The sequence below is a fragment of the Shewanella aegiceratis genome (assembly GCF_019457495.1).
In the GTDB taxonomy this organism is placed as follows: Bacteria; Pseudomonadota; Gammaproteobacteria; order Enterobacterales; family Shewanellaceae; genus Shewanella; species Shewanella loihica.
The window spans coordinates 869042-882064 of record NZ_CP080416.1 but is presented as its reverse complement, the minus strand read 5'-3'; the positions used below and the strand labels follow the sequence as shown (position 1 = coordinate 882064).

Here is a 13023-nt window from a genome sequence, read left to right as displayed (position 1 = left end):
TTTCAAGGCATTTCCTCCTTCCATGGAGGTCAGAAGGCCAAAGAGGGGATTTGTGTCTGGAACACTTATGCCAAAGCCCAAGGATGGATAGCTTTGGTATTTGTACATGGATTTTCTCTGTTTATAGAGAGTTATCCCCGGTGGCCAGGGCCTGAAATGTTCCAGACATTTCAAGGCATTTCCTCCCTGACCCACAGGGAAGTGGGGAATGTCTAAAATCCCAGGGAAGGATTTAGACCTAACCAAAACGATAGCTGAGTATCGAGTCGGCCTTTCGAACATTCACGACTCTCCGACAAGAAAGTCTCTATGCTCTCTTTCGGTGATAAGTGGTTTGGGTCAAAGAATCTAATACCACTTCACTCTTAATCACGTTAAAACTTAGTGGGGTTTCAAGTTCACCAAATAGGGGGACTCCACCACCAAGTAAAATAGGAAAACAAGTAATCACCATTTCATCGATCAGATCTTCTTTAAGGAAGTTTTGAATCGTCACTCCACCGTCAATGTATAGCTCATTGAATTCCTTCGCATTCAAGTCAGCGATAATATCAACTAGCTTCCCTTTAACTAAAAAAACTTTATCTTCATAACCTTGAGGAACTTCGGTCATAGTGTTACTCAACACAAACACCGGCTTACTATAAGGCCAGTCACAATCAAAACTCAGCACCATATCTAAGGTATTCCGCCCCATTACTAAGCCGTCAACTCTCTCCATCAAAGCGACAAATCCCGTATCAACATTGTTTGGATTAGGTACTGAATGTAGCCAGTCGAGTTTGCCTCGCTTATCTGCGATATATCCATCTAAACTGGTTGCAATAAATACGATGTTTGCCATGAGCACCTCGTCAAGTTTATGGTGATTGAGCCAAGCTAAAATATGGTTTAAAATAATTTCTACACCGTAGAATTAATGATAAGTTTATCGGGAGCTCAAATGAGTGTCAATGAAAAGAAACGTGGACGCCCTAATGGAAAACAGTCGCAGTTAAGTGCGCAAAGCATACTAGAAGCAGCTAAGTCTTTGATGAAAAGAGATAGTAAAACACCGAGTATCCGCTCATTGGCAACAGAATTAAACGTGGATCCAATGGCAATCTATCACTATTTTAAAAACAAGAATGCATTGTTAGAAGCCCTTACCTCTTCGCTCGTATCCGAAGTCTATCAACCTCAAGCAGACCCTGATTGGCAAGGCGAATTAAGGCGTTTATGTGTCAGCTATATTGAATTGTTGCAGCAATACAACGGGCTACTACAAATCATGCTAAGTATGACATCCCTGGGTCCCGCCCAAATATTTACCGAGCGTTATAGAAGTATTATCGCCCCTTTAGCACTAGACGAGAAAACAGAAAAAGATAGTCTAGATTTACTCGCTGACTACTTACATGGCTTCGCGTTATCAGCCAGTTGTTGCCATGATGCAGAGTTAATTAAACCCCAAATGATGGATGGGCCTTTGACTCTGATTTGTAAATCATTAGAAACCTGACTTAAAAGTTTCTTCTGAAAACTCATATTCAACTAGTAAGGCATTCTTGCTTCCCCATCGAAATTTACGACTCTCACAACAAAAAGCCCTGCTGCTTTCGATAAGCAACAGGGCTTTGATTTTATACTAAGGCCTAGTGCCGATAGCTTAGTGTTTCAGCTGCCTGTCGAGGAAGTCGGCCAGTGAGCGATAGAGGTGAGTACGCACCTTCTCACCGCGCATCGAGTGCTTAGAGCCGGGGTAATCTATCATCTGGAACAGCTTGCCCTCGTCCTGTAGCGCCTTATAGACACGGGTGCTGTTCTCAAACAACACGTTGTCGTCGGCCATACCGTGGTACATAAGCAGGCCAGACTGATAGCCTTTGACGTACGGCAGTACGCTAGAGGCCTCATAGCCTTCGGCATTGGTCGCCGGGTGTGACAGGTAACGCTCTGTGTAGTGGCTGTCATACAGAGACCAGTCGGTCACGGGTGCGCCCGAAATAGCCGCCTTGAAGTAGTCCGGCGCCTTAAACAGGCTCATCAGAGCCATGTAGCCGCCATAGCTATGGCCATAGATAGCGATATTCTTGCCATCGACATAGCTGAGGCTACGCAGGTAGTCGACACCAGCCTTCTGGTCATTCACCTCGGCCTCGCCCAGATGCTTGTAGATCACCTGCTCAAACTTAGTACCACGATGGGCCGACCCGCGGTTATCCAGCTGGAACACGATAAAGCCCTGCTGCAGCAGATACTGGGTAAAGTAGTCGTGCTCGCTCCAGCTGTTAACCACCAGCTGAGCATGGGGACCACCGTAGACACGCACCACCACAGGGTACTGCTTAGTGGCGTCAAACTGCGTCGGCTTAAACAGACGGTATTGCAGCGCCTGACCATCTTCTGCCTTTATCTGGCCAAACTCGGGCAATTGCCACTGACCAAAGTAAGGATAGAGAGGGTGCGCCTTATCCACCTTGTTCTGCTCGACCCAGGCCAGACGTTTGCCCTGCTCGTCATGAAGGCTTATCTGCGGCGGCTGCGCCAGACTGTTGAAGTAATCCAGGTAGATCGCCTGATTGTCGGCAAATACCGGCGTGTGCATGCCGCTACGCTTGCTCAGCTGCTCTATCTTGCCGCCCTTAAGCGGTACGCGAAACAGATGCTGCTCGACCACGCTCGCCTTGCGGCCGGTGAAGTAGACCCAACCCGCCTGCTCATCCACATGCACCAGCTCGTCCACCGCCCAGTCACCTTTGGTCAGCTGCCTGAGCTGTCGCCCTTGCTGGTCGAACAAATAGAGGTGATTAAAGCCGTCACGCTCTGACGCCCACAGCATCTGCGGCGACTTCTTGAGGAAATGCAGGTCGTTATTCAGGTTCACCCAGGCGTCACTCTCCTCGCGGATCATGGTCATGGGCGCATCTTGACTGCGAAGATCTAAGATCCGCAGATCCAGTCTGTGCTGATCTCGGCTCTGCCACTGAAACGACAGCTGCAGGCTATCAGGCAACCACTTCACTCTCGGCAGATAGATATCCTTCTCCTCACCCAGATCGACCCAGCGTACCTGTTTATCAGCAAGCTTTACCACACCTAGGGTGATGGCCACGTTATTCTTGCCGGCATAGGGGTAGCGCTGCTCGGTCAGCTTGATGCCATCGGCATAGATCTCGTTGCGAGTCACCAGCTCGACACCCGACTCGTCGATACGGGTAAAGGCGATGGCCGACTCATCCGGCGCCCACCAATAGCCCGTCATTCTGTCCATCTCCTCCTGGGCGACAAACTCGGCCATGCCGTTCTTAATAGCGCCGCCACCGTCTGTAGTCATGGCGGTCAGCTTCTGGCTGCGCAGATCGAAGACATAGAGGTTCTGATCCCGCACGAAAGAGACATAATGGCCTTTAGGCGACAGCTTGGCATCTGTAGTAAAGCCCTCCCCTACCGGCAGCGGCGTCACTTTGTTATCGCTCAGCGAATAGTAATAGAGGGCGCCAGATGCCGGGATCAGCAGCGCCTGGCTGTCATCCGCCCAGAAATATTCCATGATCCCCTGACCATAGATGCGTTGACGCTCGCGCCGCGCCTTCTCCTCATCGGACAGCTCGCCGCTCTTCAACTTGTCGGCATCCAGCAGCAGGCTCTGTTTACCCGTTGCCACCTCCATCTGCCAGAGATCGTAGAAGTGTTGATCCTCTACCCGGCCAGCCAGATAGGTCACACGCTTACCATCGGGCGACAGCTTTAAGCCCCTGGGACTGCTGCCCGCCAGTGCGGGAGAGGCATAGAGCCTCTCTATGGTGAGGGGTTCATTGCCGCCAACAGGCTGCGCAAGTTGGGGTTGTGACGCACTTACCGCGTGAGATAAAAACATAGGCACCGCCATCAAGGCTGAACTTATCCATTTTTTAGTCATTATTATGTCCTGGATAGAAAACAGGTATAGGTCAAATTGCAGGCTAGCATTGTGCCCTAAAGTGACACAAAACGAAAACCGCGATCCAGACGGGCTAAATTGCCGCTGAAAAAATGATTCATCTGGGGTAGAATCGCCCGCATAACAAGATAAACAAGATCTGACCTCCAGTGCGAGCCTAGCTCCCATTTGTCATAGGAAATAACATGCAAACTCTGGCACAACACCTTAGTTCTCAAGGAATTCAAGCCCCGCTGGCCCAGCTGTTAACCACGCTGGCCGATACCTCTAAAGCCATCAGTCACGCAGTTCGCCACGGCGCCCTCGCCGGCGTACTGGGCGCCACCGAACAGGAAAACGTTCAGGGCGAAACCCAGAAGAAGCTCGACGTGATCACCAATGACATGCTTAAAGAGGCACTCACGGCCGACAGCACGGTACGAGGCCTGGCCTCAGAAGAGGAAGATCATATCGTCGAGGTAGGTCAGAGCGGTGACTTCCTGGTCTGTTTCGACCCACTGGATGGCTCATCTAACATCGACATCAACTCACTGGTAGGCACCATCTTCTCGGTACTGCCGGCTCCAAGCGGTGAGCTGAGCGAGCAGAGCTTCCTACAGCCAGGCCGTCAGCAAGTGGCCGCAGGTTACGTGCTATATGGTCCCTCGACCATGTTGGCCCTCACCACAGGCCAAGGGGTGCAGCTGTTTACCCTCAACCCAGAGACCAACGAGTACCTGCTGACCAACGAAGCCATGTCCATCAGCAAGGACACCAGCGAATTCGCCATCAACATGTCTAACCAGCGTTTCTGGGAAGCGCCGATGCAGACCTATATCGCCGACCTGCTGCTTGGCAAGATAGGGCCGCGCGAAAAGTCATTCAACATGCGCTGGATCGCCGCCATGGTTGGCGACGTACACCGCGTACTGTCACGCGGCGGCCTGTTCACCTACCCAACCGACAACAAGAACCCAGAAAAGCCATACAAGCTACGCCTGATGTACGAGGCAAACCCTATGTCTTTCCTGGTTGAGCAGGCGGGCGGCAAGGCCTCTACCGGCTATGAAACCATCATGGACATTCAGCCAAGCGAGATCCACCAGCGCGTCGCTGTGATCTTAGGCTCGGCCAACGAAGTCGATGCCTGCCTCGAATACCATGGTCAGGACTACAGCGAAGAGCCAAGCCTGTAAGCTAGTCTGCTTCTTTAAAAAGTAAAAAGTCGCCAACAGGCGACTTTTTTATTGCCTCATGGCAAGCATATTAAAAGCCAATTCACGACTTTGATTCCAGCAGTTCCCTAAGTGGCGCCGGCAGTAATATTACCGAAGCTACTTAGGTTCGATCTGCTCAACCATTAGCTGTAGACTCTCGTTGCCACGAAACTCATTGATATCCAACTTGTAGGCGATCTCCGCGTATTGGATGGTGGCATCGGGCCAGGTGGTGAGGTCCACGTTGAAGGCGATGGCATCTACCATGGTCTGGCCGCATTCACTCTCGAGCACGAGTTTGAGGTGACGCTCGCCGACGATCCGCTGCTGCTGGATACGAAACACACCGTCGAATATCGGCTCGGGGAAGTTCTGCCCCCAGGGGCCTGCACTGCGCAGTTCCCTGGCCAGTGCCATGTTGAGTTGAGCCGGGCTTAGCTCGCCGTCGCTGACGATCTCGCCGGTCAGCTGCTCGGGTGCAAGCAGTTCACGCACCGCCTCATCATAGGCCTTGGCGAAACGCTCGAACTCACCGGCGCGCAGGGACAGGCCCGCGGCCATGGCGTGACCACCGAACTTGATGATCATTCCGGGATGGCGGGCATTGATAAGCTCAAGCAGGTCGCGCATATGCAGCCCCTTGATGGAGCGCGCCGAGCCCTTGATCTCCCCCTCGCCCGCCTCGGCGAAGGCGATCACCGGCCTGTGATATTTGTCTTTGATTCGCGACGCCAGGATGCCGATCACCCCCTGATGCCAGTCTTGCTGGTAGAGGGCGATCCCCCAGGGCAGTTCGGCCTCATTAAGCGACAGACTCTCTAGGCTCTTTAGCGCCTCCTGCTGCATGCCGGTTTCCAGCTCACGCCGCTCGGCGTTGAGTCCGTCCAGCTCGCAGGCCATGCGGCGCGCGCGCATCATGTCGTCGCACAGTAAGGTCTCGACCCCCAAGGCCATCTCGTCCAGGCGCCCGGCGGCGTTCAGTCTGGGGCCGACCGCGAAGCCAAAATCGGAGGCGACGATGCGGGAGGTGTTACGCTTGGCCACTTCCAAGAGCGCGGTAATTCCCGGGCGGCAGCGTCCGGCGCGCACCCGCTTGAGGCCTGCGTCGACCAAGATGCGGTTGTTGGTATCGAGCGACACCACGTCCGCTACTGTGCCCAGGGCGACGATATCCAGCAGGGTGGCGAGATTGGGTTCCTGTATGCCCTGTGCCTGATACCAGCCACGGCTACGCAGCTCGGCGCGCAGGGCCGACATCAGATAGAAGGCGACCCCAACCCCGGCGATCGCCTTGCTGGCGAAGCCACAGCCTAGCTGGTTAGGGTTCACTATCGCATCGGCCTGGGGCACGCTATTGCCCGGCAGGTGATGGTCGGTGATCACCACCTGCATTCCCAGCGCCTTGGCCACTGCGACCCCTTCGATGGAGGAGATGCCGTTGTCGACGGTGATCAGCAGCTCAGCCCCCTTCTGCTGGGCCACCTGAACGATTTCAGGACTGAGGCCATAGCCGTAATCGAAGCGGTTGGGAATGAGGTAATCCACATTCGTCGCGCCCATCATTCGCAGGGCAAGCAGGCAGACACTGGTGGAGGTGGCACCATCGGCGTCAAAGTCGCCGACGATCAGAATCGACTGCTGCTTGGCCATGGCATCGGCGATGATGGCCGCGGCCCTGTCCACATCCTTGAGTGTGTCGGGGCGCAGCAGGTTAGCCAGCGCCAACTCGCAGTCATCCACTGTGCAGCCTCGGCTGGCGTAGACTTGCTTTAGGATGGGAGAAAGATGACTCGGCAGATGGCTGTCATCTACCTTGGGGCGGCGCACTATCTTATGGATCACGACTCAAACAACCTCTAAAAATCTTGCCGCTAGCATAACAAAGCCAGCTCGGAACACACAGCAAAAGATGGCCAAAAAAAAGGTGAGCCCAGGCTCACCTTGTTTCGCGCGTTAGCGGCTTATTGGATGCGGTCCAGCACCTGGATCAGCTGCTCAGGCGGCTGATAACCCGGGATCATGGTACCGTCTTCCAAGATGATGGCCGGCGTGCCGTTAACACCCAGGCTCTGACCCAGGTTGTATTGCTGGGCGATCTTAGCGTCACACTTGGCGCCGCCGATCTGCTTGCCCGCCTTGGCATCGGTTAGCGCCTTGAGTGGGTCGGCCGAGCACCATACGGCTTCCATATCGCTGGCATTCTTCGATGGCACGCCCTGACGAGGGAAGGCCAGGTAACGAACCGTGATGCCAAGGTCGTTGTACTTGTCTATCTGGTTGTGCAGCTTGCGGCAGTAGCCACAGGTGATGTCGGTAAATACAGTCACCACATGCTTCTCATCCTTGGCCTTGTAGACCAGCATGTTTGGCTCAAACGGCTTGATCGCCTCCATACGTGGGCCAGCCAGAGCGGCCTCGGTGAGGTTCTTCATGCCATTGTCGAGATCGTACAGGTTACCGTGAAACAGCTTAGTGCCGTCTTTGCTGATGTAGAGCACGCCACGGTTGGTGATCGCCTCATACAGGCCTGGGATTGGCGACTGGCTAAGGTTTTGCACCTCGACGCCTAGGGTATCTGATAATTTCTGCTTCAACTGGTCGCCATTGTCGACCACGTTGTTTGATGCCGCCATTAGAGGCGTGGCCACCATGGCAACAACTAAGGTGAGCGCTCGGGTAAACTTCATTAGAATTCCTATAGGGTGTTAGGGCTAATAGCATTAAAGCAAAATAGGCTGCCGGTTTTCCAACCTAAATTGTTACTAAAACTTGCTATGACCAAGATGTCATTGTTATAGACCGGCCTAGAGGCAGAAAAGTTACATGCTCGAGGCCGTTAAAGCAAACGAATAATCGCAATGGAGGCCTTAACTTAGGCCTTCGCAGTGCAATTTTGTGGCTTTCGCATCAACCTCTGGGGTGATGGGCTTGATGCAGCTGGGCCAATCTGGCCTTGGCCACATGGGTGTAGATCTGGGTCGTGGAGAGATCGCTGTGGCCCAGCAGTAGCTGCACCACCCGCAGATCCGCGCCATGATTGAGCAGATGGGTGGCGAAGGCGTGTCTCAGGGTGTGAGGCGACAGATGCACCGCAATCCCGGCACGCTGGGCGTAGAGCTTGATCCTGTGCCAGAAGGTCTGGCGGGTCATCATATTGCCGCGCTTGGAGGGAAACACCACGTCGCTGGCCTTGCCTTTTAACAGCTCGAACCTGGCCGCCTTGAGGTAGTCCTCAATTTCTGCGCCCGCCTGCTCGCCAAAGGGCACCAGGCGCTCCTTGCTGCCCTTACCCACTATGCGTACCACACCTTGCCTCAGACTCATCTGATCCAGCGTCAGCCCCACCAGCTCAGACACCCTCAGTCCACTGGCATAGAGCAGCTCCAGCATGGCGCGATCCCTGGCCTCGACGGGATCTTCCCGGTTGGGCTCGCTAAGCAGACGATCCACGTCCGCCTCGCTCAGGGCATCGGGTAACTTTCTCGCCAGCTTGGGCGGCTTGATCATCGCCATGGGGTCAACTTCTATCAGCTTCTTGGCCAGCAGGTATTTATAGAAGCGCCGCAGGCTACTGAGTAGCCTGGCACTGCTGGTCTTGGCAAAGCCATGCTCGACCCGTAGCGCGAGATAGTCACGCACCTCAGCCTGACTGGTCGATAGCAGGCTGGAGCCCTGTTTATTTAGGTAACGATCGAAGTGGCTGAGATCGCTGCGATAGGCCTGCAGCGTGTGATCGCTCAGTCCCTTAGCGGCCCAGAGATCATCGAGAAACGGCTCGATGAGGGGATCGGTCTGATATTCGTTGCTCTCAGCTAGCACATGAAATCCTTTAGATACAAAAACGGTGCTAACTCTTAGAGTTAACACCGCTATCTTACGCTATGGCTTAGGCTGGCATCAATTTAATACCGCTTCACCTCGTGGGCGTTTGACCATCAAACAGGCAAAGATGGTAATTGCCGTCGGAATTAACCATGCCATGCCCTGAGCCGACAGCGGCATCACGTCGAACATGCTCATGTTGACACCCGCAGCCTTGAGGCCGTCGATGATGCCGAACACCAGGGCCACACTCAACACCATGCGGTGGGCAAAGGCAGGCTGGGCGAAACGCTCGGTCAAGTAGGTCACCGCCACCAGGGCGATCGCCACTGGGTAAATGGTCACCAACACAGGAATGCTGATGTTGATCAGCTGCGCCAGACCCACGTTAGCCACCACGGCGCAGGTGACGCTCATCACCACCACCAATAGCTTGTATGAGAGGCTAGGCATCAGCTCGTTGAAGTACTCGGCGCAGGCAGACACCAGGCCGACAACCGTCGTCAGACAGGCCAGGGTCACCACGGCCGCCAGCAGCAGCTGACCCGAGGCGCCAAACTGATGGTTCACATAGTTAGTCAGGATCACCCCGCCGTTATCGGCGCCCACGGCCAGGTCACCGGCGGTCGCGCCCAGGTAGAAGAGTGATACGTAGACGAACGCCAGGCCACCAGCGGCGATAAAGGCCGCGCGCACCAGATACTTGGTCTGCTCTCTTGGCGAATCCACGCCCTTCTTACGCAGCAGGTCGATGATCAGCATGCCGAAGATCAGCGATGCCAAGGTGTCCATGGTGTTATAGCCTTCGATGATCCCCTTGGTTAGCGGGTTCGTCTGATAGTCGCCCACGGCAGCGGCCACGTCTGAGCCTGGTAGCACAACCACAGAGACCGCCAGACCCACCAGCAGGATGATCATGATAGGAGTAAGCACCTTACCTACGCTGTCCAGTAGCTTACCGGGGAACAGCGACAGCAACATGGCGATGCCGAAGAAGATGCTGGTATAGAGAAGCTGTGAGCTGGTGAAGACGACACCGGCGACTTCAAAACTCGCCTGAGCATCTTGGATAAAAGGCTTGTAGCCCATCTCATAGGCCACCAGGCCTGCACGAGGCGCGGCAAAGGCTGGGCCTATGATGATGTAGATGGCGATCGCCAGCATGGTCGCGGCCAGAGGTGGCAGTAGCCCCATCACCTTGCCGTTGGCCTTTGCCACGGCAATCAGGGTCACCAGCGGCAGAGTCACCGCGGTCAGCAGGAAGCCGATCATGGCCCAAGACATGTTCTCACCGGCAAGGAATCCGGCCAGCGGCGGGAAGATCAGGTTCCCCGCGCCTAAGAAGAAGGCAAAGGTCATGAAACCTAAGCCCAATGTATCCGTCATACTCAATTTATTGTTCTGCACACAACGCCCCGTTAATCTGCTTTGTATAATGATCTTAATCGCTTAGTGGAAATTATTGGCTAATGACCGCGACCTTCATTGCGTGTAAACTTCTTATTACACGTCTCCGTGGTAAATCTAGCCCATTCTTGGCTACTTCTTGAACGACAGCAGGATTAACTAACGCTAAAAATGCATTCAAACTGGCTTACCTGGCTCAAATCAAGGCTTTCAGCCCCGATAGGAGGACCTACTATTAGCAAAAAGGCCGCCGAGACACAAGATTGCGGCGCCAGATCGATGCAAATGAGAGCCTAATTTTAACAAACTCGCCACAGGCTGTTTTCACCCTTCACACCAGGCAACATTTGGCCCTAGCAAGATTCACTGTTTTGCGCCCCTGTAACAGTTGACTTTCAGCGCCAAGCGAATTTCTGGCTCAAGCGAGTTTCAGGCGTTGGCGGGTTTCTGCATTGGGCGGGATCACGTACAATGCGCCCCACGCATCTTTAATCTCCAACGTTAGGCCATGCCCTTTACCTTCAAGCAATTTCACGTCGATGACAGCCACTGCGGTATGCCCGTCAGCACAGATGGCGTCCTGCTGGGCGCCTGGGCACCACTCACCCAGGCCAAAACCATACTGGATATCGGCGCCGGCAGTGGTCTGCTGAGCCTGATGGCAGCCCAGCGCAGCGAGGCGGCGATACAAGCGTTGGAGATAGACCCCCTGGCGGCGCAGGACTGCCAACACAACATCGACCAGAGTCCCTGGGGCGATCGCATCAAATTGATCCAGGCGGATCTGCTGGCGTGGTATCCCGGCGTACAAACGAAGTTCGACCATATCCTCTGCAATCCACCCTATTTCGACAACGGGCCTCAGTCTCAGTGCAGCAAGCGCGCCCAGGCCAGACACACAGACAGCCTGGCGTTTGACCAGCTATTGTCAGCCATCAAGCAGCTGCTGGCCCCCCAGGGCAAGGCCAGCCTGATTTTGCCAAATGCCAGCCTGGGACGATTTCTGCCCCTGCTAGCCGATTTTGAGCTCAAGCTAAATGCCTGGGTCGACATCACCACAGCGCCCACTAAGGCGCCTCAAAGGCATCTGCTCTGCCTGAGCCACGGCGTCTCGAGCGCCGAGTTTAGCGAAGCGATAGAGGCTGAGCACCTCAGCATTCGAGATGCCTCTGGGGCCTACAGCCAGGCTATGGCTGCCCTGACTCAGGCCTTCTACCTCAAGCTCTAAAACAAGGTTAATCGTCGAGGCGAGCGGCCTCGCACTTTACTCAGGTTTGGGTGTATAATGCGCCGCTATTATTTAGAGAGACGCAGCGCATGCAATTTGAAGATTTCCACCTTGACGACACCCTGCTCGAGTCGCTCAAGGCGATGGGCCATCTTGCCCCGACCACCATCCAGCAACAGACGATCCCCCTAGCCCTGGAACACAAAGATATCCTGGCAAGGGCACCGACAGGCACAGGCAAGACCGCCAGCTTCCTGCTACCGGCGCTGCAGCATCTGCTGGACTTTCCCCGCCGCTACTCGGGCCAAGCGCGCGTGCTGATCCTCGCTCCAACCCGTGAGCTGGCCAGCCAGGTACACAGATACGCCAGCCACCTGGCTACCGGCCTGGGACTGGATATCGCCATCATCACAGGCGGCGTGCCTTACGCTCCGCAGGAGCAGGCGCTCAAGAAAAATATCGACATTCTGGTGGCCACTCCCGGCCGTCTGATGGAGTACCTGGACAAGGAACTCTTCGACGCCCAATCGGTGGAGATCTTGGTACTCGACGAGGCCGACCGCATGCTGGACATGGGTTTCTCCTCGGCGGTGCAGTCTATCGCCATCGAGGCGCAGCAGCGTAAGCACAATATGCTGTTCTCTGCGACCCTGGAAGGCGGCGGCGTGAGCCGCTTCGCCGAGATGCTGCTAACCAATCCTGTGACCATAGAAACCAAGCCGCCCCGCAGCGAGAAGGCCAAAATCCATCAATGGATGCACCTGGCCGACGACAAAGAGCATAAGTTTGCCCTGCTGTGCGACATCCTCAAGCGTGAAGAGGTCAGCCGCGCCATCGTCTTCGTCAAGACCCGCGAGGTCGTAGCCAGCCTGGAAGGTCAGCTGCAACAGGCCGGTATCCACTGCGCTTTCATGCGCGGCGACATGGAGCAGAAGGCGCGCTTTCAGGCACTGGGTCGCTTCACCAAGGGCGAGGTTAACGTGCTGCTGGCCACAGACGTGGCGGCCCGTGGTATCGACATCGATGGCATCACCCATGTGATCAACTTCGATATGCCGCGCTCGGCAGACACCTATGTGCACCGCATCGGCCGTACCGGCCGCGCCGGTAACAAGGGCACGGCCATCTCTCTGGTCGAGGCCCACGACATGCGCGTCGTCGCCAAGATCGAGCGCTATATCGAACAGCCGCTGAAACGCCGGGTGATCGACTCGCTGCGCCCTAAGCACAAGGAAGCTAAGGTGCCCACCAAGAAGAAGGTGAAGAGCAGCGACAAGAAGAGCCCGAAGAAAGCCAAGAAGAAGCGCTAGCGTTAGGCTCACCAAACGCCCGCCGTCTCGGCAATTAAGCGTCCCTTTGGGGGCGCTTTTTTTATGGCGATTTAACAAATTGGTAGCAAGTGTCACCAGCTTCACTTGATTTTCAATATGTTAAATTGGTTTAACAGA

At 54.9% G+C, this 13023-nt stretch carries 10 protein-coding genes; 4 read left to right on the top strand and 6 right to left on the bottom strand.

The window, feature by feature from the left end; all coding sequences use genetic code 11:
- Nucleotides 1-307: 307 nt before the first annotated feature.
- Entirely contained in the window at nt 308-844 is a 537-nt protein-coding gene (locus tag K0H80_RS03945; protein ID WP_220073180.1) for a dihydrofolate reductase family protein, read from the bottom strand.
- Nucleotides 845-943: 99 nt separating this feature from the next.
- Between K0H80_RS03945 and K0H80_RS03940 the strand changes: the two genes are divergently transcribed.
- Nucleotides 944-1501, top strand: coding sequence for a TetR/AcrR family transcriptional regulator (locus K0H80_RS03940; RefSeq protein WP_220073179.1), 558 nt, complete (start codon nt 944-946; stop codon nt 1499-1501).
- 147 nt (nt 1502-1648) lie between these two features.
- Here K0H80_RS03940 and K0H80_RS03935 read toward each other — a convergent pair whose 3' ends face one another.
- On the bottom strand, nt 1649-3901 hold the full coding sequence (locus K0H80_RS03935; RefSeq protein ID WP_220073178.1) for a S9 family peptidase: 2253 nt from the start codon (nt 3899-3901) through the stop codon (nt 1649-1651).
- Between the two features lie 206 nt (nt 3902-4107).
- On the opposite strand from K0H80_RS03935, the gene K0H80_RS03930 reads away from it, so the two are divergent.
- Entirely contained in the window at nt 4108-5097 is a 990-nt protein-coding gene (locus K0H80_RS03930; protein ID WP_144203984.1) for a class 1 fructose-bisphosphatase, read from the top strand.
- A 138-nt stretch (nt 5098-5235) separates the two neighbouring features.
- Here the strand turns inward: K0H80_RS03930 and recJ are convergent, their stop codons facing one another.
- From recJ to brnQ, 4 genes are all read right to left on the bottom strand, one after another.
- On the bottom strand, nt 5236-6960 hold the full coding sequence (gene recJ, locus K0H80_RS03925; RefSeq protein WP_220073177.1) for a single-stranded-DNA-specific exonuclease RecJ: 1725 nt from the start codon (nt 6958-6960) through the stop codon (nt 5236-5238).
- A 119-nt stretch (nt 6961-7079) separates the two neighbouring features.
- Nucleotides 7080-7805: a bifunctional protein-disulfide isomerase/oxidoreductase DsbC gene (gene dsbC, locus K0H80_RS03920; RefSeq protein WP_220073176.1), complete on the bottom strand. Its 726-nt coding sequence runs from the start codon at nt 7803-7805 to the stop codon at nt 7080-7082.
- 220 nt (nt 7806-8025) lie between these two features.
- Nucleotides 8026-8937, bottom strand: a complete 912-nt coding sequence (gene xerD, locus K0H80_RS03915; protein WP_011864576.1) for a site-specific tyrosine recombinase XerD — start codon at nt 8935-8937, stop codon at nt 8026-8028.
- A gap of 78 nt (nt 8938-9015) precedes the next feature.
- Nucleotides 9016-10326: a branched-chain amino acid transport system II carrier protein gene (gene brnQ, locus K0H80_RS03910; RefSeq protein ID WP_258406167.1), complete on the bottom strand. Its 1311-nt coding sequence runs from the start codon at nt 10324-10326 to the stop codon at nt 9016-9018.
- A 529-nt stretch (nt 10327-10855) separates the two neighbouring features.
- Between brnQ and K0H80_RS03905 the strand changes: the two genes are divergently transcribed.
- Entirely contained in the window at nt 10856-11575 is a 720-nt protein-coding gene (locus tag K0H80_RS03905) for a tRNA1(Val) (adenine(37)-N6)-methyltransferase (protein ID WP_220073175.1), read from the top strand.
- A gap of 89 nt (nt 11576-11664) precedes the next feature.
- Entirely contained in the window at nt 11665-12885 is a 1221-nt protein-coding gene (srmB, locus tag K0H80_RS03900) for an ATP-dependent RNA helicase SrmB (RefSeq protein WP_220073174.1), read from the top strand.
- Nucleotides 12886-13023: the final 138 nt, after the last annotated feature.